Origin of the sequence: Rhodopseudomonas sp. BR0M22 (assembly GCF_010907035.1) — a bacterium.
Taxonomy (GTDB): domain Bacteria; phylum Pseudomonadota; class Alphaproteobacteria; order Rhizobiales; family Xanthobacteraceae; genus Rhodopseudomonas.
The window spans coordinates 1-21539 of sequence record NZ_QUMK01000020.1 but is presented as its reverse complement, the minus strand read 5'-3'; the positions used below and the strand labels follow the sequence as shown (position 1 = coordinate 21539).

20 protein-coding genes and 1 tRNA gene are annotated in these 21539 nt (G+C 64.4%); 2 read left to right on the top strand and 19 right to left on the bottom strand.

The annotated features are described in order from the left end of the window. Positions 1-53: 53 nt before the first annotated feature. The 16 genes from rplJ to DY468_RS08580 all read right to left on the bottom strand — a co-directional run bounded on the left by rplJ (position 54) and on the right by DY468_RS08580 (position 16492). Positions 54-572, bottom strand: a complete 519-nt coding sequence (gene rplJ / locus DY468_RS08655) for a 50S ribosomal protein L10 (protein WP_107345092.1) — start codon at positions 570-572, stop codon at positions 54-56. A 679-nt stretch (positions 573-1251) separates the two neighbouring features. After that, positions 1252-1902: an Isoquinoline 1-oxidoreductase subunit gene (locus tag DY468_RS08650; protein ID WP_164604278.1), complete on the bottom strand. Its 651-nt coding sequence runs from the start codon at positions 1900-1902 to the stop codon at positions 1252-1254. Continuing rightward, a complete protein-coding gene (locus DY468_RS08645; RefSeq protein WP_164604275.1) occupies positions 1899-4064 on the bottom strand; it encodes a xanthine dehydrogenase family protein molybdopterin-binding subunit in 2166 nt (721 codons plus the stop codon). Before DY468_RS08645 ends, DY468_RS08650 begins: the two co-directional genes overlap by 4 nt. 2 nt (positions 4065-4066) lie before the next feature. Then, positions 4067-4531, bottom strand: a complete 465-nt coding sequence (locus tag DY468_RS08640; protein ID WP_164604274.1) for a (2Fe-2S)-binding protein — start codon at positions 4529-4531, stop codon at positions 4067-4069. 141 nt (positions 4532-4672) lie between these two features. Next, positions 4673-5623 carry an NAD(P)-dependent oxidoreductase gene (locus tag DY468_RS08635; RefSeq protein ID WP_164604272.1) on the bottom strand — a complete coding sequence of 317 codons (951 nt, stop codon included), beginning with the start codon at positions 5621-5623 and terminating at the stop codon, positions 4673-4675. A 103-nt stretch (positions 5624-5726) separates the two neighbouring features. After that, on the bottom strand, positions 5727-6416 hold the full coding sequence (gene rplA, locus DY468_RS08630) for a 50S ribosomal protein L1 (protein WP_110785902.1): 690 nt from the start codon (positions 6414-6416) through the stop codon (positions 5727-5729). Positions 6417-6422: 6 nt separating this feature from the next. After that, on the bottom strand, positions 6423-6851 hold the full coding sequence (rplK, locus tag DY468_RS08625; protein WP_013501901.1) for a 50S ribosomal protein L11: 429 nt from the start codon (positions 6849-6851) through the stop codon (positions 6423-6425). A gap of 252 nt (positions 6852-7103) precedes the next feature. Further along, positions 7104-7634, bottom strand: a complete 531-nt coding sequence (gene nusG / locus DY468_RS08620; RefSeq protein WP_119857401.1) for a transcription termination/antitermination protein NusG — start codon at positions 7632-7634, stop codon at positions 7104-7106. 16 nt (positions 7635-7650) lie between these two features. After that, complete coding sequence (gene secE / locus DY468_RS08615) at positions 7651-7839, bottom strand: preprotein translocase subunit SecE (protein WP_164604270.1); 189 nt, start codon at positions 7837-7839, stop codon at positions 7651-7653. 337 nt (positions 7840-8176) lie between these two features. Continuing rightward, positions 8177-9022: an energy transducer TonB gene (locus tag DY468_RS08610; protein ID WP_164604268.1), complete on the bottom strand. Its 846-nt coding sequence runs from the start codon at positions 9020-9022 to the stop codon at positions 8177-8179. Further along, entirely contained in the window at positions 9019-9468 is a 450-nt protein-coding gene (locus DY468_RS08605) for a biopolymer transporter ExbD (RefSeq protein WP_164604265.1), read from the bottom strand. Before DY468_RS08605 ends, DY468_RS08610 begins: the two co-directional genes overlap by 4 nt. Positions 9469-9482: 14 nt before the next feature. Continuing rightward, positions 9483-10433 carry a tonB-system energizer ExbB gene (exbB, locus tag DY468_RS08600; protein ID WP_164604263.1) on the bottom strand — a complete coding sequence of 317 codons (951 nt, stop codon included), beginning with the start codon at positions 10431-10433 and terminating at the stop codon, positions 9483-9485. Further along, positions 10430-11113 carry a biliverdin-producing heme oxygenase gene (locus DY468_RS08595; RefSeq protein WP_164604261.1) on the bottom strand — a complete coding sequence of 228 codons (684 nt, stop codon included), beginning with the start codon at positions 11111-11113 and terminating at the stop codon, positions 10430-10432. Before DY468_RS08595 ends, exbB begins: the two co-directional genes overlap by 4 nt. A gap of 104 nt (positions 11114-11217) precedes the next feature. Continuing rightward, on the bottom strand, positions 11218-14724 hold the full coding sequence (locus DY468_RS08590) for a TonB-dependent receptor domain-containing protein (RefSeq protein WP_246700926.1): 3507 nt from the start codon (positions 14722-14724) through the stop codon (positions 11218-11220). A gap of 129 nt (positions 14725-14853) precedes the next feature. Continuing rightward, positions 14854-15819, bottom strand: a complete 966-nt coding sequence (locus DY468_RS08585; protein WP_164604257.1) for a FecR family protein — start codon at positions 15817-15819, stop codon at positions 14854-14856. A gap of 142 nt (positions 15820-15961) precedes the next feature. Continuing rightward, on the bottom strand, positions 15962-16492 hold the full coding sequence (locus DY468_RS08580; RefSeq protein WP_164604255.1) for an RNA polymerase sigma factor: 531 nt from the start codon (positions 16490-16492) through the stop codon (positions 15962-15964). 559 nt (positions 16493-17051) lie between these two features. On the opposite strand from DY468_RS08580, the gene DY468_RS08575 reads away from it, so the two are divergent. Next, positions 17052-19286, top strand: a complete 2235-nt coding sequence (locus DY468_RS08575) for a TonB-dependent receptor (RefSeq protein ID WP_164604253.1) — start codon at positions 17052-17054, stop codon at positions 19284-19286. A 91-nt stretch (positions 19287-19377) separates the two neighbouring features. Beyond that, on the top strand, positions 19378-20589 hold the full coding sequence (locus tag DY468_RS08570; RefSeq protein ID WP_164604251.1) for a PepSY-associated TM helix domain-containing protein: 1212 nt from the start codon (positions 19378-19380) through the stop codon (positions 20587-20589). Positions 20590-20757: 168 nt separating this feature from the next. Here DY468_RS08570 and DY468_RS08565 read toward each other — a convergent pair. The 3 genes from DY468_RS08565 to DY468_RS08555 form a co-directional block, all read right to left on the bottom strand. Beyond that, positions 20758-20833, bottom strand: a tRNA-Trp gene (locus DY468_RS08565). Between the two features lie 82 nt (positions 20834-20915). Beyond that, positions 20916-21209 (bottom strand): hypothetical protein, encoded by a 294-nt coding sequence (locus tag DY468_RS08560; RefSeq protein ID WP_349644261.1) that lies wholly within the window; start codon positions 21207-21209, stop codon positions 20916-20918. Positions 21210-21253: 44 nt separating this feature from the next. Continuing rightward, positions 21254-21539: EF-Tu C-terminal domain-related protein (locus DY468_RS08555; RefSeq protein ID WP_502706217.1), on the bottom strand; the 286-nt coding region annotated here is incomplete at its 5' end.

Sequence of the window (21539 nt, the reverse complement as noted above, 5' to 3'; positions counted from 1 at the left end):
AATCAGTTCCTTACGGGTATCAGTTCGAACCAGGGTTGATTGGGAGTGAAGCGTCAGGCCGCTTCGCTTTTGGAGGCATAGGCCTGAACCACGCGGGCCAGCTTGGCAGCCGGAGCAGTGGTGACCTGCGCGATCTTGGTCGCCGGGGCCTGGACGAGGCCGACCAGCTTGGCGCGCAGTTCATCGAGCGACGGCAGCGAGGCCAGAGCCTTCACACCATCGACGTTCAGGACGGTTGTGCCCATCGAACCGCCGAGAATGACGAACTTCTCGTTCGCCTTGGCGAATTCGACGGCAACTTTCGGCGCCGCGACCGGATCGCTGGATGTAGCGATCACAGTCGGCCCCTTCAGCAGGGAGCCGATGGCTGCGACGTCGGTGCCTTCAAGAGCAATTTTGGCGAGACGGTTCTTCGAAACCTTCACCGAGGCGCCCGCCTGCTTCATCTGCTGACGCAGCTTCTGCATCTGGGCAACGGTGAGGCCGGAATAGTGAGCGACGATCGCGACGCTGGTGGTCTGGAACAGACCATTCAGCGATTCGACCGCCTCTTTTTTTGCCGCTCTTTCCACAGCAAGCTCTCTCCGGTTGGCGGTCCCTACGAGCAGGACCACCGGGTTGCACCCACCGTCCCGCTCCAACCCGACCCCGAGGCACAAGCCTCCAAGGACACGTAGGGCGAGACGATCGTGAATTGCCTGCCCTCCCGAACCGACTCCGGCTGACGCCGTCGCCCGAACGGGGTGTCGAGGTTCGAACCCTATCCGCATCCCGCCGCACGCAGCGTCGGGACACAAAATCCGGTCTTCACCCGTCTATGCAGGCTGTATGATTAAGCCTCTGAGGAAACGATCGCTTCCGCTTCGGCGCCTGCAGTCTCGGACAGGACCGAGATCGTCTGGAAGACAGTCCGGCAAGCCGGCCCATCGACCTTTCGATCCCTGCTCGCATTCCGATCGAGCGACAGTGTTCTGCGTCCTTCAGCGATCCGGATGGATGAGTTGAAGGAACAGTCTCCTATCGATCAGGTCATTGGAATGCGCGCACGGGCGCGCCAGCCACAGCCGGCACGTCCGGAGCGGGGTGTTTAGCGAGTCTTAATGCGCTTGCCAAGAGCAAACTTGGCCAATCGGCACGATTTTGGCATAGCGCGCCCAGCACGGGGCGCGCTCAGCGACAGCGACTTCGGGAATCCTGCCGGATCGGCTCGGCCTGCGCAAGCCTTCGAGGTCAAATGCCGGCGCGACTCCGTCACCCCTTCGGGCAGGCAGCGCCGGCTTCCGCCCACGCCTTGATCAGCGCACCGAACTGCTTCTGAGTTCCCGGCGCCGGGGTACGGCCCTCGCCCGGATGCCAGCCCCAACCGACCAGCTCATCCTCAGCCATATGATGCACCAGTGCGGCCATGTCCTTGTCGCCGTTGCGGGTTCGGTCTTTGATCTGAACGCAGATCTGGCCCAGCGTCTTGCCCTGCCACGCCATCTCGAGCGGCGCCAACGCCCATTTCGGATTGCCCGGCACGCCGGCCGGATCGAAATTCGCCTGGTGGTGGCAGGTGGTGCAAGCCAGTCCGCTAGGCGGGCCGAGGCCGTGCTCGCCGCGCACCACCAGCGGCTGATGCGGCCGCATCGCGTCGGTCTGGGTCGGCCGGTCGCCGGCCGGATGGCAGTTCATGCAACGCGGCGAGGTGATGACCTTGCCGGCCTCCTCGAACAGCGCGATCGCCCGCTTCTGCTTGTCGCGGATCTTGGCGAAGTCCGAGACCGGCCGAAGCTGGGTGGAATCGGCCGCGCGGCTGGCGGCATCGGCTTCCCCCGGCAGCAATGGTCCGGCGACCGCGACCAGGCTCGCGACCAACACCCCAGCAAAGCCAGCCAGGACCGCCTGACGAACCCGGCTCATGCGGCCGCTCCCGGCACGATCGGCAATTGCCGCGGCCGGCCGAGGCCGAGCCGGGCCATCGCGTTGGCCACCGCCGGCCCGAGCGGCGGCACGCCGGGCTCGCCGACTCCGGTGGGTTTCTCGGTGGACTGAACGATGGTGACGTCGATTTCCGGCATTTCGTCGATCCGCAGCGACCGGTAGGTGTCGAAATTACCGGCGACCGGGCGACCGGCGTCGATCGGCTGCTCGGCATAGAGGATGTGGCCGAGCGCGAAGCCGACACCGCCCTCCATCTGGGCGCGGATGATGTCCGGATTGACAGCCACCCCGCAGTCCACCGCGACCCACACCTTGTGCACCTTGGGACCGCTGTCGCCGACCGACATCTCGACGATCTGCGCCACGAACGTGTTGAAGCTCTCGACCACCGCAACGCCACGGGCGCGGCCGGTCTCCAGCTTGGCGCCCTTCCAGTCGGCCTTCTCGGCCACCGCCCGCAGCACGCCGGCGTGACGCGGATGCTTGTCCATCATCGCCAGCCGTCCCTCGACCGGGTCCTGGCCGGCGGCTTCGAGCAACTGATCGACGAACGCCTCGACCGCATAGCCGGTGTGGGTGTGGCCGACCGAGCGCCACCACAACACCGGAACGCCGATCTCGACCTGATGCGCCTCGCATTTGAAATTGGCGATCTCGTAGGGCAACTCGTTCGAGCCCTCGACCAGCGTGGGGTCGAGACCGTCTTTCATCATCGCCTCGAACGCCGATCCCTTCATGATCGACTGGCCGACGATGGTGTCGCTCCAGGCAGCGATCTTGCCGTCCTTCACCACGCCCCGCATGCGGTGCAGGCCGAACGGCCGATAGAACCCGCCGCGCATGTCGTCCTCGCGGGTCCACACCAGCTTGATCGGCCGGCCCGGCCCGAACGCCTTGGCGACCTCGGCAAGCTCGCGAGCGACCTGCGCCGATTGCTGAGCGCGGCGGCCGAAGCTGCCGCCGGCCAGAATGGTCTGCAGTTTGATCTTGTCGACGCCGATGCCGAGCACCTCGGCGATCACCCCGTGATCGGGGGTCGGAAACTGGCAGCCGTAGCGCGCCGAAGCGGTCTCGCCCTGCCAGTGAATGAAACTGTTGAGCGGCTCCATTGGTGCATGCGCCAGATACGGAAACACGAACTCGGCCTCGACGAGCTGGCCGCCATCGGCGGCCGCGGCGTCGAAATCGCCCTTCGCCTTGACGACACGGCCGGCCTTGGTCGACAGCTCCCGGAACTCGCCGAGGATGTCGGCGGTGCTGCGGGTCTCAGCGGCGGAGTCGTCCCAGCTGATCTTCAGCTTGTCGCGGCCCTGCTTGGCCGGCCAGAAGCCGGTGGCATAAACCGCGACGCCGGTCGGCACCTGCTTGACGTCGACGACGCCCGGCACCTTCCTGGCCGCACTCGCATCGAACGATGCGACCTTGCCGCCGAACCGCGGCGACCGCGCGACCAGCACGGTCAACATCTCCGGCTCGTTGATATCGAGCGTGAACACTGCCGAGCCGTTTGATTTCTCGACGCTGTCGAGACGCTTGACCGCCCCTTCCTTGCCGATCAGCTTGAACTCGGATGGATCCTTCAGCTTCGGATCCGACGGCACCGCCATCTGCATCGCCTTGTCGGCGAACTCGCCGAACCGCCCCTGTTTGCCGGAGCGATGGCGCATGATCCCGCTTTCGACCGTGATCTCGCCGGCCGGCACGTCCCAGCTTTCGGCGGCGGCGGCGACCAGCATTTCGCGGGCCGCAGCACCGACTTTCCGCATCTGATCGTAGGAATTGGCGATCGCGCTGGAGCCGCCGGTGCCCTGCAAGCCGAACAGCAGGTTCTTGTACAGCACCGGATTCGATGGTGCATGTTCGGCGCGCATCTGCGCCCAATCGGCGTCGAGCTCTTCGGCGACCAGCGTCGCCATCCCGGTGAGCGGCCCCTGCCCCATCTCGATGTGCTTGCACAGCACGGTCACGGTGGAGTCCGGCTTGATGATCAGGAAAGTGTTGGGCGCGATGTTGACCTGCTGCGGCGCCGGTTGGTTCTGGGCGAAGGCCGGCGTGCGCGCGGCGACGTAGGCGCCGATCACGAGGCCCGCGCCGGCTTTGAGAACGCTGCGACGGGAAAGGCTGCGATCGTGCATGGTCATGCTCAGCCCTCCAGCGATTTCGCGGCTTGATGGATCGCGGCGCGAATGCGGACATAGGTGGCGCAGCGGCAGATGTTGCCGTTCATCGCCAGGTCGACGTCGCGGTCGGTGGGAGCCTTGTTCTGCTCCAGCAGAGCGGTGGCGCTCATCACCTGGCCGGACTGGCAGTAGCCGCATTGCGGCACGTCGATCGCCGCCCAGGCGGCCTGCACCGCGCGGCCTTCCTTGCTGCTCAGCCCCTCGATCGTGGTGATCTTGCGATCCCCCACCGCCGACACCGGCAACGAGCACGAGCGTGTGCTCTGACCATCGATGTGCACGGTGCAGGCGCCGCATTGCGCGACGCCGCAACCGTATTTGGTGCCGGTCAGTCCGGCGCCGTCGCGGATCGCCCACAGCAGCGGCGTGTCGGGATCGACGTCGACCGCGTGCGCCTGTCCGTTGATGGAAAGTGTAAACGCCGCCATCGGCGCGCCTCCCTGAAATCAGGGAGCGAACCTAACTGCGACGAATTAGCAACTACAACTCACATCAAGTTGCGACGAAATGCTCGCGTCGCGACGGAACGAAAGCGGGTCTGTTGCGTTAAGAGGACCTGCCGTTAGGTACTATCCTTCGACCGGATAGGGCAGCGGCCTTCCCTCGAAATACGCTGCCAGATTGGCGATTACGCAATCCTGCATGGCGACGTGCGCCTCCAGGGTATGGCCGCCGATATGCGGCGTCAGCACCACGTTCGGAAACTCCGCCAGCGCATCCGGCGCGTAAGGCTCCTGCGCGTAGACGTCGAGGCCCGCGCCGGCGATGGCCCCCTCACGAAGGGCTTCGATCAGGGCCGGCTGATCGATCACCGAGCCGCGCGAGATGTTCACCAGCACGCCACTTGGCCCGAGCCGCTTCAGCATCTTCGCGTCGATGATGTTCTCGGTGTCGGGGCCGGCGCGGACCGCGACCAGCAGGACGTCGCACCAGTCGACCAATTCACCGAGGTCGCCGATGTAGCGATACGGCACGTCGTGCCGGCTGCGGCTGTGATAAGCGACCTCGGTCTCGAAGCCGGCGACGCGCGCAGCGATCTTGCAACCGATCTCGCCGATGCCATAGACGCCGACCTTGGCGCCGGTGAGCCCACGCGGCGGCTTGAGCATCGGTGACGGCTTGGCGCCCGACCAGCCGCCGGCGCGCACATAAGCGTCTGCCGGCAGCACGCGGCGCATCAAGGCGAGCAGCAAGGCCAGCGCCAGATCAGCAACGGCGGATGCATTCGCCGCCGGGCTGTTGCCGACCACGATGCCGCGCTCGGCGGCGGCTTTCAGATCGACGCCGTCATAGCCGGTGCCGTAGCAGACCACCGCCCCGAGCGCCGGCAACATGTCGAAGGTCGCGCGGCCGAGCGGCTGGCCGCCCATCGTCAGCAGCGCGCGGACATTGGCTAGCTCGGCGGCGCCGAACACCTGATCGGCCGGCTTGCCGGCGGTCTCGAGCAGTTCGAAGCGCTCGGTGAACCGCCCCAGCATCGACCTGCCGAACCGCGACGTCACCAGAACCTTGTCGGCCATTCCTGCCCTCATGTTTGTTGTTGTTGGTTTGCGAGCAAACAAAAAGGGCGAACGGGTTGCCCCGTCCGCCCTCTTTCAAATCGTCGATCGTCCGGGCACGGACTTAGTGGACGGTGCCCGGCTCGACCTTCACGCCCGGGCCCATCGTCGAGGACACCGCGACGCGCTGAATGTAGGTGCCCTTGGCGCCGCTCGGCTTGGCCTTGTTGACCGCGTCCGCGAGCGCCTTGATGTTCTCCACCAGCTTGTCGGCTTCGAACGAGGCCTTGCCGACGCCGGCCTGGATGATACCGGCCTTCTCGACGCGGAACTCGACCGAACCGCCCTTGGCGCCCTTGACCGCGCCGGCGACGTCCATGGTCACCGTGCCGATCTTCGGGTTCGGCATCATGCCGCGCGGGCCGAGCACCTTACCGAGGCGGCCGACCAGGGGCATCATGTCCGGGGTGGCGATGCAGCGGTCGAAGTTGATGTTGCCGGCCTGAACCTGCTCCACCAGATCCTCCGCGCCGACCACGTCGGCACCCGCAGCCTTGGCTTCGTCCGCCTTGGCGCCGCGGGCGAACACGCCGACGCGCACGGTGCGGCCGGTACCGTTCGGCAGCATGACCACGCCGCGGACCATCTGGTCGGCGTGGCGGGGATCTACGCCGAGGTTGATCGCGACCTCGATGGTCTCGTCGAACTTCGAGATCGCGCGCTCCTTGATCAGCTTCACCGCCTCGTCGAGCGGATACAGCTTGGTGCGATCGATGCCTTCGCGGATCTTCTTCAGACGCTTACCGATTGCCATGATCCGTTACCCCTCGACCTGCAGGCCCATCGAGCGGGCAGAACCCTCGACCATGCGCATGGCCGACTCGACGGTGTCGCAATTGAGATCCTTCATCTTCTTCTCGGCGATCTCGCGCACCTGGGCGGAGGTCACCTTGCCGGCGACGTCGCGGCCCGGCGCTTTTGAGCCGGACTGGATCTTGGCCGCCTGCTTGAGGAAGTAGGACATCGGCGGGGTCTTCATCTCGAAGGTGAACGACCGATCGGCGTAGATCGTGATCACCACCGGAATCGGCGTGTTCTTCTCTTCCTTCTGGGTCTGCGCGTTGAACGCCTTGCAGAACTCCATGATGTTGAGGCCGCGCTGACCAAGCGCGGGACCGATCGGAGGCGACGGGTTCGCCGCTCCGGCCGGCACCTGCAACTTCAGGTATCCGGTCACTTTCTTTGCCATTGAACTCTCCTGTTGCCGGCGAGCCGGCGGTTTCAGGTTTCGTGGTCGGGCGATTTCCGATGACTGGCGATCACCGGCACGCCTCCCACGTTTCTCAGAGCAAGGCGCTCGCCCCGCTCTCTCCCGTCATGCCCGGACTTGATCCGGGCATCCATCCTCTTCGCAAAACTCTCGCGAAGGAGATGGATTGCCGGGTCAAGCCCGGCAATGACGTCATGGCGAGAGCCAAGGCCCTGCCACGACCTCGAACGATCAGACCTTCTCGACCTGACCGAATTCCAGTTCGACCGGGGTCGCGCGGCCGAAGATCGACACCGCAACCTTCACGCGCGAGCGAGCCTCGTCGATTTCCTCGACCACGCCGGAGAACGACGCGAACGGGCCGTCGGCGACGCGGACGTTTTCGCCGATCTCGAACGACACCGACGCCTTCGGGCGCTCCACGCCTTCCTGCACCTGGTGCAGAATGCGCATCGCCTCGGACTCCGAAATCGGCATCGGCTTGTTCTCGGCGCCGAGGAAGCCGGTGACCTTCGGGGTGTTCTTGATCAGGTGGAAGGCTTCGTCGGTGAGGTTCATCTTCACCAGCACGTAGCCAGGGAAGAACTTGCGCTCGGCATCGACCTTGCGGCCGCGGCGCACCTCGGTGACCTTCTCGGTCGGCACCAGCACCTGTTCGAACAGGTCCTCGACGCCGCGCTGCTTGGCCTGCTCTTTGATCGACTCGGCGACCTTCTTCTCGAAGTTCGAATAGGCGTGGACGATGTACCAGCGCATGCTCATAGGGCGGGGCCTGCCGTTAGACGCCGAGCAGCAGGCGGATCAGCATGCTGATCACCTGATCGGCGGCAAAAAAGAAAATCGAAGCCAGCGCCACCATCACGAACACCATGATCGTGGTGATCGAGGTCTCGCGGCGGGTCGGCCAGGTCACCTTGGCGGTTTCGCTCCGCACTTCCTGCAGGAATTTGAACGGGCTGAAGGCCATGGCGTGATCCGGTTCAGTCTCGATATCGGGTTTGTGAAAGCCAGACAGCCCTGTTGCGCCCAACCCTCGCCAAGGAACCCCTCAGCTTCAGGATGAGCCGCCAACCGGGCCCTGTTTTTCGGGAAATCAAAGCCGCGCCGGAAATCCGTCAAAACGGGCCGGCAGCGAGTGAGGCCTTTTACGGCCAGATCGCTGGAACGTCAAGCTGCGAACGGCTGTCGCTCCCCCCGCCGACGGGCTCCCACCTTCCCTTCAGGTATCCCAAAAGCCGTAATATTCCAATCTCCTACACGGGCCGCGCTGCCGTCGTCGGCATTGCGACAGCGTCCCCGAGAGCCTAGTCCGAGACAAATCCGACCGGCACCGTCAGGCTCCGGCTCGCACCGGGCGGCGGCGGCGGAACCGGAGATGCGCGCTGCACCAGCGCGAGCGCCTCCCGGTCGATCTCGGCAAAGCCCGACGACCGCACCAATCTCACCGACCGGACATTGCCGGACTGATCGATCGCAAAGTGCACATAGGCGATCCGGCGCCTCCCTTGGTCAGCGGCCGCCGACACCGAGCGCTTGCTGCGCTGCAGATGCGCCATCAGCCGTGACCGCCAATCCGCCGGGGACTGCGAAGCCCCACCGAACGCGGTCTGAGCAGCCGCTATCCGATCCGACTGCCTCGCCTCGAGCTGCGCCTGCCGCATTGCCTGGGAATTGGCCGCAGCCCGCTGCGGGCGTGGGCGCTGCTTCTTCTTCGGCGTCGGCTTTGGCTCCGGGGGCGTCACCGCCCGCGGAGGTTCGGGACGCGGAAGTGGCACCTCCGCAGTCTCGACGACCGGCGGCTTGTCCTCCGTCTTGGTCTGCTTGGCTGGTGCTGTTTCATTCGGCTCGACCGGCGGCTTGGCGAGCGGAGGCGGCTCCTGCCGTTGCTCTGCTTGAGGCCGGCTGTCATCGGCCGATTTCTGGTCCGGTGAGATATCGGTTCTCGCCGTGACGATCGCTTCGGGCACCGCCGCCATATCCACCATGATGGCGGCCGGCGCCGAGTTCTCCGCGGGGACCACCGGATCGGGCAGCAGCATCCAGACCACAGCGCCGGCATGTGCCCCCACCATCAGCAGCGCCGCCATCGACCAACCGAACATTTCGAGAGCTTTGGTCCGGCGGCTGATCGAGCTGTTGAAGTCGGTCACGGCACGGACGCGGGCGCAGGTAGCAAGGCCACTTGCTCGAGACCGACCAGCGTAAGTTTGAGATAGCCGGCGCCGCGCAGCAAATTCATCACCTCCATCAGACTTCCATAATCGACCCTGCTGTCGGCGCGAACGAAGACACGGGTTTTCTTGTCGCCGCCGGCCGCGCGATCGATGGTCGCCCGTAGATCCTTACGGGCGACCGGGCTGTCGTCGATACGCAGCGTGTGATCACTGTTCAGAGTGAGATAGAGCGGCTTGCCGACTCGCGGCGTCGATTCCGATGTCCACGTCAGCAAACCAAGATCGACATGAGCCGTCACGAGTGGCGCCGCGACCATGAAGATGATGAGGAGCACCAGAATTACGTCAATGATAGGGTGCACCGTGGTCCCGCAATCGTCATCGAACTGGCCGCCGCCATACTCTCTCACGCTGTCTGCCATGGACTTCTCCACTCTTACTCTGCTGCCAACATCGACGAAGATGTCCGGCGCTCGTCCGGGATTTTGCGAAAATCCAAATCGAGGCTGATCAGCCGCTCCACGCCGGCCGCAGCATCGGCCAAGATCTGGCGATAACCGGAGATGGCGCGTGCGAAGACGTTGTAGATGACGACAGCCGGCATCGCGGCGACTAGGCCAAACGCCGTCGCCAGCAGCGCTTCGGCGATGCCCGGCGCCACCACTGCGAGGTTGGTGGTGTGACTCTGCGAAATCCCGATGAAGGCGTTCATGATGCCCCACACCGTGCCGAACAGGCCGACGAAGGGCGATACCGCGCCGACGGTCGCAAGCAATCCAGTGCCGCGCATCAGCCTGCGCCCGGCCTGCGCCTCGATGCGCGCCAGACGAGACACCACGCGATCCTTCAGGCCAGTTTCGCCGGCATAGGCAAGCACCGGCAACGAGCGGTGCAGCTCGTCGCTCGCCGAGCGCACCATGAAGACGGCAGGGCCGCCTCGCTTGCTGAGGCGATGCACCGCCTCGTCCAGATCGAGCGATTGATCGACGATCCTGAATGCGCGCTTCGCCCTGGCGTTAGCGCACGCCACCTCGACGGCTTTGGCCACACATATCGTCCAGCTCAGAAACGAGGCGAGCAGCAGCGCGATCATCACGGCCTTCACCACCCAATCGGCTGCCAAGAACATGCCAACCGGGGACAGATCGTGCGGCAGACCAGAGTGGCGATCCGATTTCGGCGGGATCCGCGCCACCGATCCACCGCCCTCCCCGGCCGGAACTGCGGCGGGCGCAACGCTCGGACTCTCCGGGGAGGTCACGCTCGTCGGCGCAGACGGTGCAGGTACCGGTCCGGGCTGCTGTGCCGCTGCGTCCGGCGCACAGACGAGCAATGCGCCGATCAGCGCAAGTGATGCCCATATCGATATTCGACGGACTGCCGTCATCCCTCACCTTCCTTCACGTCAGGATGAGACCTCGTTGGATCGCCATCATCCGTTTCAAGGCTTCGGGAGGATTCCGCGGCGACGACCAACACCTCGTTCACCAGCTTGTGCACGCGCTGATACGCGGCACGCGCGCCCGCGATCGCGCGCTCCTCCTCCATCGCCGACAGCGGCGCTGCATCGAGGGCCGCGGTGAACGTCCTCCAATGGAGGCCGCGTCCCTCTGGAGCGGCAGTGAGATGCCTCGCACCGAACGTCTCCGACAAACCGAGGCTGCCGGCCTGCTTCAGCAGAAACGCAGCACCGAGGTTGGAGCCCTCGGCCACATAGAGCCAACCCAGCGCAGTCGGGATGTCGATCGGCTGCTCGCCGATCGACATGAACGTCGCGCGCGAATTCTCGGGTGCAACGCCGAGATCACGAAGGTCCAACTCGATCAGTTCGAGCCGCCGTCGTTCCAGCAGAGCCGGCAGCAATTCGCCCAGCGCGGCGCTGCGATAGAATGCGTCGACGTCCTGGTGAAAGCGATGCTGGACAAGGAGAAACAGCGCATATCGCTCGCGGCTCGAAAACGGCCTCCGCGCCATGATCCCACTGTCCAGCCGTTCGTGCGTCGCCTGCGTCGCGGCCTTCAGCCGCTTCGAGCGACTGAGGACAAGTGCGCTATCAGTTGCTGTCATTCAGAATTCTCCTACCTGCAGGATGCGGCCACCCCGCCTTGCATCTCGTGAGCCGCACCACTGCAACGCTCAGCGCTGCCGCGTCGCTGCGGCTCTCGTCGATCTCAAAACCGATAGTTGACTCCGACGCGGACCATGGGGATATCCACGTTACTGCTGAGCTTGCGTCCGTTGTTCGTCGCGTAGGTCGCCGGCGTCACGAAATTGCCCGGCAGTACGCCTGCTCTGGCGTCGGCGAAGGTGAAGTCCTCGCCGGTGAACCGGGCTAGCAGATACTCAGCCTTGATCGACCACGCACCGCCCACAGCGAATTCGCCGCCGCCGCCGATCACATATCCCACTCGGGTACGAGAACTGTCTTCGGTGAAAGCCGCCACGGTCGTCGTCGGCCACGCGAAGTTTCCGGAATTGACGGCACGGTACTGCGTCCGGGACTCGTCCTGCCTCATGAAAGCAACACCGCCGCTGGCAAACAGCATCAGCCTATCGTTGACGGCGAAGCCGAGCCGTCCGCGCACGGTGGAGAGCCATTTGATCTCGCTCTGCTGCACGGCTTCGAACTGCCGCATCCTGCCCAGGTTGTTCGCGCAGTTGCAGGCGGCGCCTTCGGACGCGAAAGTCACCTGCGACGCACCGATCTCAGTCTTGGCGACATCGGCCTCGATGCCGACGATGAACCGGTTGGCGAACTGATAGTCGTAGCCTGCGTGCAAGCCGAACGACAGCGCGCCGACCTGCTGATTGGGCGCTTCGTTCGCGGCATGACCGTCGGCCGCCCCGTCCAACGCGGTCATGGTCCCACCGAATTTCGCGGAGTTGTAGGCTGTGTTGATGCCGGCATGGAAGCCGCTCCAGTTCGCAACCGCTGCGCTCGGCGCGAACAGGCGCGTCAGAGATCCGGGTGTGACCGTCTCGCTGCCACCGAACTTCCCGCTCATACCGAGGCGGAACGTGCGCCCCGGCCCCGGCTGCTGAACCAGACTGAGCGGGTCGACATAATACTGATCCGTCAAGTTCTCGACGGTCGCACGCAGGGTGATATCCGTTGTGAGCTTATACTCGGCGAACACATCGACCAGCCAATACGGCTGCCAGATAATCGGCGCGATGATGGCAGCCGCGCCATACTGCACCGCCCCGTATCCGATCGAGCGCGGCCCGATATAACTCGCACGACCACCGACCGTCAGATCATCGTCGAGCAATTTCTGCGACAGCGTGATGTTCGCCGAATATTTTGGAGGCACCTGATTAGCCGAATAGTCGCCGGACAGAGTCGAGGTGGCGCAATTGGCCGCAGTCGGACAATATTCGACGTTGAGATAGTAATTCGCTGCGACTTCTGCGGTGAATCCGCCGCTCTGATAGCGGCCAGACCATTCGAGTCCTTCGAAGCGCGCACGATCGATATTGACAACCTGTAGGGCCGAATAGGTGTAGCCATAGGTCGGATCCACAAACGACTTGCTCATCCGGGCGACGTAGTTCGACACATTCCAGTTGAAGTAGCCGAACTTCATCATCGCCTTGTCGGCGGGCGCGAACCCCCCTTCTCTGAAGAGGTTCACGCCGGCCTCCCAATTGTTGGAGCGCTCGGGAAGCAGACCAGCGTTGGGGATCAGACTGTAGCCGGCAACCGATTCGAACAGGGTCGGCATGCGCAGGGCGCTGGAGTAGTTGACGTAGAACTGTGCGTCCTTGATCGGTTCGACCACGATTCCGGCGGACGGACTGTATCCGCCGGTGTCACGCGACGGCTGCGGATTCATCTGTGAGGCGTTGGTGATCGTGCTCCGATCCTGAGACCAGTAATGCGAATACCGGAGACCGCCGTTCAGCGTGAGCCAATCGACCGGCTTGTACGCGACCTTACCGAAACCGGCGATCTCCTGCCTGGCGCCTTCTCGGGACGGGATGCCGGCATTGAGCTGATTTGTAAACGGCGTCGGCCTGGTCGCTTCCTGGACATATGACGCACCGTAATCGAAATCGAGCGAACCGAAGCGCTCCAACGACAGATGGGACCTGTTGCTGAGGTCGCCGCCGCCCATCGTGGTTTGATTGCCCGGCAGGTAGTTGTACGGAAGACCGAAATCCTCAGGCTTGACGTTGGTTCCCAAGCTGACCCGAGGCGGCGTCAGCAACGTCAGGTTGGTCATCCACATGTTGGCTTTGAGGTCGACGAGTCCGTTGTCCTCCGGCTTCCAACGATAGCGGACGGTGCCGGTATCGACTTTGGTCACATCTTCCTGGGCCTGCTGTACCGCTTGGCTCTGAGCGCTGGAGAACAACGAGGCAATGACGTCACCGGCCCTGCTACGATAGCCGTTGTAGCCGATCTGCAGACTCTGGCCGTCGTCGGATCGCACAGTGCCCTTGGCCAGATACGATTCGGTTTCGAGTTGCGTGTTCAGGACCTGCTCGCCAGCGCGATAGCTGGTCAGACCGGTGTTTTGGTAGACATGTGCATACGAGATCGGGCTCGGCGGGTAATAGCAGAAGCCACTCGAATAGCAGAGCGGCTGCGGCCCGGTGTCAAGGACGCCCGCGCCCGGCCCGTTCTTTCCGGCGAAATAGTTGCCCTGCTTTCGGTATGCGTAGCCCCACAGCAAATCGTAGTTTGCTTCCTTGATCGCCGCGACGGTGCTGAACGAGCCACTGGTCGGAGTGAACAGTCCGGGGCGGTCGAGGCCGGAAGCCTGCGCCGTCGGCACCGGATAGGGCTGCGGATCGCTGACATAGGGCCGCGGCCAGGTATAACCGCCGAGATCGCCCGGTCGCGGGTTGGCGGTGTTGGTGCCGAAGCTGCTCTTGACCAGCACGCCCCATTTTTCACCGGCCTTCACGACATCGTCGGCGCCGACCGTGCGCATCGCCACCGTGCCGGCGATGCCCCGCGACGAGACCTCCGCGCCCTTGGTGATGTCGACGCCGGCCAGAAGATCAGGATCGACGTAGGTCCGGTTCGAGATGCCCTGATAGCCCTGATAGACCGTCAGCCCGTTTTCAGCGCCATCAACCGTGACGGCGACACGGCCCATGCCCTGCATGCCCCGGATATTGACGTCGATCGAACCGCCGCCGTTCCTGGCTTCGCCCGACATCACACCCGGCGTACCGCGGAAGATGTCGGCCGGGCTGCTGCCCCGAAAGCGCTCGATGCTCTCCTGCGTAATCTGGGTCACGGGCGCGGGCGTGCGGTATGGCACCTCGGCCGGAGTTCCGCGACCACCCGAGATGTCGATCGTATCGAGCATTAGCGATCCATCGGATGCCGGCATCTGGTTCATGCTGGCGCTGACCGGACCGACAATCGTGACGGTGCCTCCACGCTTGAACCGATAGGAGAGCCCGGACCCGACCAGAAGCCGGTCGAGCGCGGCAGACGGTGTCAGCGCGCCGCGGACCGCCGGCGCTGACTTTCCCGCCACCAGAGCTTGATCGACGAAGATCTGCAGCCGCGACTGACGGGAGAATGCGATCAGCGCGCTCCCGAGCGGCTGAGCCTGGATGTCGAGCTCGCGAGAGCCGGCGCCTGCGCGTGATGGTTGCGGAGCTTGTGCGTAGGATTGTTCAACCGTCGTGGCCGTCGACAAGAACGTCGCCGCCATCAACAGAACGGCCAGTCGCCCATTAGAGCATACGCACTTTGTATCCAAACTCATCCCGAAGGCCCCCATCGTCGTTCGGCCGCGTGTAGCGGCCTGCTCCGATGAAGACGGGGGAGTTGGACAAAGTAGTTACTCGACTACCGCGTCTTTTTGCGATTCTGGACCTGGAATCATTACAGTCAGAAGGCCGGCGGCACGATAAACCCGCAGCGACAGCGATTGAGCGATGGTGTCGAGCGCCGCATCCACGTCGTCGGTGTCGAACACCGCCGTGACGTGCCGCTTGCCGAGCGCACCGCCGAACAGCACGATCGGACCGCGCCGATACCGGCCGAGGTCGGCCAGCACATCATCCAAGGGCACGTCGCGGAAGATCAGTTGATTGTGCCGCCACGCCTGTACGGCATCGAGATCCGCCGCAGTGACACCAGATACGCCGCCGGTGCCGTAGCGAACCTCGTGACCGGCTTCGACTTTCACCGGCGTCGCCGTTGGCGTTCCGACCTGAACCGTGTTGTGCGCGACGGCGACCATAACGTCTTTCGCAATCTTGACGTCGAACGCGGTGCCCAGCACGCGCACCTCGCCGCCTTCGGCCGTAACAATGAATGGCCTTCCGGGATCCTTCGCCACCTCGAAGAATGCCTCTCCGGTCAGCAGCTTGATGCGCCGCTCGGTGTCGCCGAACGAGACATCGATCGCCGTCGAGGTCGCCAGCTCGACCTGCGAACCATCCTGCAGCATGACCGTCTTGCGCTCGCCCACGCCGGTTCGATGGTCCGCGAACAGGCCAACCGGCAGCAACTGCCAGCCGAAACCGGCCATCACCAGCAACAGCACGACAGTCGCCGCGATGCGGTTCGGCAGGTTCGATCGCTGCCGCCGAGGGCTGCGCGGCGCCGGACGCCGTCCGACGGCATCGAGGCCGCTCCACATCCGCTCGACCGAGCGCCAAGCAGCCTCGTGGGCCGGATCAGCCGCCAGCCACGTCGCAAAGGCGGCGCGGTCCTCCTCGGTGGCCTCGTCATCGCGAAGGATAACGAACCACTGAACCGCTTGCTCGTCTATGGACGCAGGTCCGTCCAATCTGTTCATGCGGCCTCGTGTGACACGATCGTACATTGAGGAATTGCGCCGTCATGCGGTGGGAGACATCGCCGATGCGGGGCGTAGCTAGGCACGGAAGACGTTCAAGTGAAGGAAAAACAGCGAAACCGCATCCGTCAGGGGGATGGCATCACCGGACCGACGAGCCGTCCGCACCGCCCCCCTCTGCCGAGAAGCTGGCCTTGAGGCAAAGCATCGCTCTCAGCATGTGCGCCATCACGGTATTTTTCGAGATTCCGAGCCGGTCGGCGATGTCGGCGTAGCTCATTCCTTCGAACTTGTGGAGAATCAACACTTCGCGGGGGCGCGGCGGCAATGCGGCCAGTGCAGCGTGCAACGCTCGGAATTCCTGATGGGAAATCAGCACCGCATCGGGCAGCGGCGACGGGTCGGCGATCGCTTCGTCGAGTTCGACAGCCGTTGCCAATATATTGCGGCGACGCCGGCGGGCCTCGTCGATCGCCAGATTGTCGGTGGTTCGGAACAGATAGCTGCGGAGGTCACGGACCTCTTCGCGCGGCGCACGCAGCAGGCGTAGGAAAGCCTCCTGCACGATATCGGCGGCAGCGCTCGCAGACAGTCCGCGGGCAATCAGAAACCGCTGGAGCCGCCGATGCTCGTCGGCATAGAGATGCGCCAGACTCTCGGTCAAATCGGTCATCGAACGAACGCCACTCAACCTTTCGCCCCCCGAGCGAACGCCATCTCCACCAATCCGGTTACCAGCCGCCCGATTTCGTCGCAAACCCAGCGAATTAGATTGGCTCTAGCGGCAGCGCTGCGAATTCCACCGTGCGACAATCGCAGTAGCGCGCCTCACTCCACCTCGCCGCCGATGTCAGCGCGCACATCGGCGCATCCGCGCCTGCGTGCGACCGGACGGATCGCATCAACACGCGACGGATGGTCGCAGCGATCTGATGCCTGATCGTGCGAGCTGCCGCGCGTCGCGATCGGAATGATTCCAGCAACACCATCCCCTTCGCGAGCGCGGCGGCGCGTTCGCGGCCGAACTTTCTTCATCCAAGTCACGCCGGCGCCATCGCGACTTCGAAGCGTTCTAATCGTGGCCATCTTGCGACCGCGATCGTTTTCGTAGACCGCATCCTATCAGACACACATGCGCTTGGCGTCTTCTGGGAGGGGCGAAGGAAGTGATACTCGACAATGTGGCTCGCGTTGCGTGCCTTGGTGCTGTGAGCCGTCTCACTTTGTCATTCGTGACTGTATCACTTGCGATCGATTTCGTCGGCCCGGCGCAGGCGCAGTCGACACTCCCCGCGATCAGCGTCGAAGCCCCGACACGGCAAAGCAAGCCGAGCGCCAAACCCACCCGCCAAGCATCGGCCCCTCGCGCCGCGCCCCGCCGTGCTGCGGCGGCGCCGCTGCAGCCGGTCGCTCCGGTTCCCTACGTCGTGCCCAGCCGCGGCACAGTCGGTGCGCTGACGCCGTCTTATGCGGGCGGCCAGGTCGCGAACGGCGGTCAGGTCGGTCTGCTCGGCAATCGCGGCGTACTCGATACGCCGTTCAACCAGACCACCTACACCCGCGAGCTCGTCGAGAACACGCAGGCGCGCACGCTGGCGGACGTTCTGGTCAACGACCCCGCCGTCGCTTCGGCGCTGCCGCGCAATATCGGCCGCGAGCAACCGGTGATCCGCGGCTTCCTGCTCGGCAACACCGCGGTCGGCATCAACGGCTATTTCGGCCTGATGGGCAACAACACCTTCAACCTGATCGATGCGGTCGAGCGCGTCGAGGTGATCAAGGGGCTCAGCGGCCTGCTCAATGGTCAGTCGCCGGACGATTCGATCGGCGGCGCGATCAATTACGTGATGAAGCGCGCCCGCAACGAGCCGATCGCCGAAGTGACGACGTCGTTCGCGTCGCGCGGGCAAGGCGGCGTACATCTCGACGTCGGCCAGCGCTACGGCGAACACAAGGAATTCGGCATCCGCTACAACGGCAGCTATCGCGACGGCAACACCGAGGTGGACAATCAGAGCCTGCGCGATCAGAGCCACGCGCTGGCGCTGGATTATCGCGGCGAGCGCGTGCGGGTCTCCGCCGACGTGCTCTACAACGATTTCCGCGGCAACGGCCTCAGCGGCCGCAACACCTTGAGCCCGAGCCTGACTGCGGTGCCGACGCCGCCTTCCCCGACCAATTTCTGGATTCCGACCTGGACCGGCATCAAGGGCACCAACACCGCGGCGCTGTTCCAGGCCGAAGTCGACGTCACCGACTGGCTGACGATCTATGGCGGCGGCGGCTTCTTCGAAAATTCCATCACCTCGACGATCTCCAACCCGACCATCGTCAATGCCCTCGGCGACACCACGTCGACGCCGTTCGTCAATCGGCAGAACCGCCACAACCACACCGAACAGGCAGGCTTCCGGGCCACGGTCGAGACTGGTCCGGTGCTGCATGAAGTCAACTTCAACACCACGCTGTGGAGTGGCCAGCTCGACGCCTCGCAGAGCGTCGGCACGCGGGTGACCTCCAATATCTACAATCCGGCTCCTGTCCCCTTCCAGACGATTCCGCAAGTCGACGTCGTCAAGGCCAATGTGAGTTCACTCAACAGCTACGGCATCGCCGACACGATGTCGGTGCTGAACAAGCGCATCCAGTTCACGATGGGCATCCGCCGGCAGGAAGCCGCGTCGGACGCGTTCAATACGATCACGGGGGCCCCGACATCGAGCTACAGCGCCGGCACATGGTCGCCGGCCTATATGCTCGTGATCAAGCCGCTGGAGAACGTCTCGGTGTACGCCAACTACATCGAAGGCCTGATGATGGGCACGATCGTGGACGCCGGCTTCCAGAACCAGGGTCAGGTGTTCCCGCCGTACAAATCGGTCCAGCACGAGATGGGCGTGAAGGTCGATTGGGGCCGCTTCACCACCACCGTCGCCGCTTACGACATCTCGCAGCCGGCACAGATCACGCTTCCGAACTCACCATTGCCGATCTTCTCGCTGGACGGCGAGAACCGCAACCGCGGTGTTGAAATCAACACCTTCGGCGAACTCGTGACCGGCTGGCGCGTGCTCGGCGGCGCGTCGTTCATGGATGCCCGTCAGGTCAAGACGCAGAACGGCATCAACGACGGCAAGCGCTCACTCGGCATTCCGCAGGTGCAGGTCAGCCTCGGCACCGAGTGGGACACGCCGTTCGCCGATGGCCTGACCCTGACCGGCCGCGCGATCCACTTCGGCGAGGCCTATGCCGACGCTGCCAACCGCTTCCTGGTGCCGTCCTGGACGCGGTTCGATCTCGGTGCGCGCTACACCTTCGCCTCGCCCTGGAACGGCAAGCCGATCACGCTGCGCTTCGCCATCGAGAATGTCGGCAACAGCAGCTACTGGATGACCAGTGCGTCGGACAGGCAGATCTATCTCGGCGCACCGCGCACCTATTTGGCTTCGACAACGTTCCGGTTCTGAGCCGGAAGAAGACGACAACGATGACGGATGATGCGCGCAGAGCCGGACGGAGCCCACGCTCAGCCTGCGCGCAGGCTGCGGCATGGCCCGCATGATCTCGTTTTCGGTCTTCATCCACAAATGGACCGGCCTGTTCGCAGCGGCGTTTCTGATCGTCGCCGGCGTGACCGGGAGCCTCTTGGCGTTCGAGAAGGAGCTCGAGGCGCTCGTCAATCCTGAGCAGTATGTGGTGCAGCCGCGCCTCGACGCACAGGGACGGCCCGCCGCGCTGCTCGATCCGTTCGAGCTGCATGCCCGGGCGGTTGCGGCACTGCCGGGTTATCAGGTCACCGGATTTCCGTTTCTGCGGACGCCGGATCGTTCGGTCCCGTTCAATCTGACGCGCAGCGATCCGCAACAGCCCGATGCGGATCAGGCGTTCCTCGATCCGTATGACGGGCGTCTGCTCGGCGTGCGCAAGTACGGCGCCACGCCGTTCGATCGCACCACGCTGATCGGCTTCATCTACAAGCTGCACTATGCGCTGGCGCTGCCGGCCCCCTACGGCCAATGGTTCTTCGGCCTCGTCGCGCTGGTGTGGACGGTGAACTGCCTGGTCGGCATCGTATCGACCTTCCCGCGGATCTCACCATTCTGGAAGCGCTGGTTGCCGGCGTGGCTGATCAAGCACAAGTCCAGCGCGTATCGACTGCATTATGACGTCCACCGCGCCTCCGGCCTGTGGCTGTGGGCGGTGCTGTTCCTGTTCGCGTGGTCGAGCGTGATGCTCAATCTGCGGCAGGAGGTCTATACGCCGGTGATGTCGACCTTCCTCGAGTTCAGCAAGACGCCGGAGCCGCGCAAAGCGGACACCAGCAAGCCGCTGCTCGGCTGGCCGCAAGCCTACGACATCGCCTCCCGCGCGATGGACGAACTGGCGGCGCAGCAAGGCTTCGTCGTCAATTTCCGCAGCCATCTGTTCTACAATCGCCGCTTCGACGCGTTCATCTACTTCGCCAACACGTCGCGAGACGTGCAGAGCGACCGAGGCCAGACCGGCGTGTTCGTCGATGCCCGCACTGGCGCCCTGCTCGGCTCCCGGATGCCGACCGGCGCCTATTCCGGCGACACAGTCAGCCGCTGGCTGCAATCGCTGCATATGGCCAAGGTGTTCGGCCTGCCCTATCGCGTTTTCGTCGCGTTCGTCGGGCTGGCGCTGGCGATCAGCGCCTATACCGGTCTCTATGTCTGGTGGAAGAAGCGCAAGGCGCGGCTGGCGCGCGACGAAAAGCCCCGCGCCAAGGCAAAGACGTTGGCTGCTTAGCCCGGCCCCGGCAAAGGCATCAGGCACACCCGGCTCGCGCGACGGCCAGGCTATCGCTTCCGTCAGCGCATCGCCCGCAATCGGCCGCCGCCAGCGCGACCAAAATCGACCCCGCAAGCCCCGGCGTTAACCGACTATTTTAGAGAATTCAGATGCTTAGCGGATCGCTGGCAGGAGTGGCAGGGCTCGAACCTGCGACCCCCGGTTTTGGAGACCGGTGCTCTACCAATTGAGCTACACTCCTACGTCGGCGTCGCCGCCGAACGGGCCGTTTGAAGCACAGGCGGTGCCCTGCTGGCAAGTGGGATACGCGCTTAGGCTTTGGTCTATTCGACAGGTTCCACAGGCACGGCATCCGGACCGGTTCCGGACTTGCGATGTGATCGGGGCGCCAGCGCGCAATCCCGGTTGGCGCCCGTCCCCGGCGCATTCTCGAACACGCAGCGGGTCGGCGGCGCGCCGCAGACCCGGTCGAGCTCGCGGAAGCCGACGCAATGCCCGTCCGGCGCGCGATAGCCGGTGCCGCCTTTGCAGCCGCAGCCCTTGCATGGCGGCCGGTCCGGGCAGGCCGCCTCACCTGCCGCCGGCGCGAGCAGAGCAAAAAGAAAGGCCGCGAGCACGATCAAACGTGCTCGCGGCTGTCGTTCGGCGTGAGCGATGATGGTTACTCGATGATCGCGGCGACGACGCCGGCGCCCACCGTGCGGCCCCCTTCGCGGATGGCGAAGCGCAGCTTCTCTTCCATCGCGATCGGCACGATCAGGTGCACTTCCATCGCGATGTTGTCGCCCGGCATCACCATCTCGGTGCCTTCCGGCAGGTGCACGACACCGGTCACGTCGGTGGTGCGGAAGTAGAACTGCGGACGGTAGTTGGTGAAGAACGGAGTGTGGCGACCGCCCTCTTCCTTGGTCAGGATGTAGGCTTCGGCCTTGAACTTGGTGTGCGGC

What these genes read in the sequence shown, in the direction of transcription:
- nusG (WP_119857401.1), bottom strand. Translation starts at nt 7,634, where the DNA reads ATGAGCATGCGCTGGTACATCGTCCACGCCTATTCGAACTTCGAGAAG.
- DY468_RS08650 (WP_164604278.1), bottom strand. Translation starts at nt 1,902, where the DNA reads ATGAGCCGGGTTCGTCAGGCGGTCCTGGCTGGCTTTGCTGGGGTGTTG.
- DY468_RS08605 (WP_164604265.1), bottom strand. Translation starts at nt 9,468, where the DNA reads ATGGCAGACAGCGTGAGAGAGTATGGCGGCGGCCAGTTCGATGACGAT.
- DY468_RS08580 (WP_164604255.1), bottom strand. Translation starts at nt 16,492, where the DNA reads ATGACCGATTTGACCGAGAGTCTGGCGCATCTCTATGCCGACGAGCAT.
- DY468_RS08635 (WP_164604272.1), bottom strand. Translation starts at nt 5,623, where the DNA reads ATGGCCGACAAGGTTCTGGTGACGTCGCGGTTCGGCAGGTCGATGCTG.
- DY468_RS08595 (WP_164604261.1), bottom strand. Translation starts at nt 11,113, where the DNA reads ATGACAGCAACTGATAGCGCACTTGTCCTCAGTCGCTCGAAGCGGCTG.
- rplK (WP_013501901.1), bottom strand. Translation starts at nt 6,851, where the DNA reads ATGGCAAAGAAAGTGACCGGATACCTGAAGTTGCAGGTGCCGGCCGGA.
- DY468_RS08570 (WP_164604251.1), top strand. Translation starts at nt 19,378, where the DNA reads ATGATCTCGTTTTCGGTCTTCATCCACAAATGGACCGGCCTGTTCGCA.
- secE (WP_164604270.1), bottom strand. Translation starts at nt 7,839, where the DNA reads ATGGCCTTCAGCCCGTTCAAATTCCTGCAGGAAGTGCGGAGCGAAACC.
- DY468_RS08640 (WP_164604274.1), bottom strand. Translation starts at nt 4,531, where the DNA reads ATGGCGGCGTTTACACTTTCCATCAACGGACAGGCGCACGCGGTCGAC.
- DY468_RS08590 (WP_246700926.1), bottom strand. Translation starts at nt 14,724, where the DNA reads ATGGCGGCGACGTTCTTGTCGACGGCCACGACGGTTGAACAATCCTAC.
- rplA (WP_110785902.1), bottom strand. Translation starts at nt 6,416, where the DNA reads ATGGCAATCGGTAAGCGTCTGAAGAAGATCCGCGAAGGCATCGATCGC.
- DY468_RS08585 (WP_164604257.1), bottom strand. Translation starts at nt 15,819, where the DNA reads ATGAACAGATTGGACGGACCTGCGTCCATAGACGAGCAAGCGGTTCAG.
- exbB (WP_164604263.1), bottom strand. Translation starts at nt 10,433, where the DNA reads ATGACGGCAGTCCGTCGAATATCGATATGGGCATCACTTGCGCTGATC.
- DY468_RS08645 (WP_164604275.1), bottom strand. Translation starts at nt 4,064, where the DNA reads ATGACCATGCACGATCGCAGCCTTTCCCGTCGCAGCGTTCTCAAAGCC.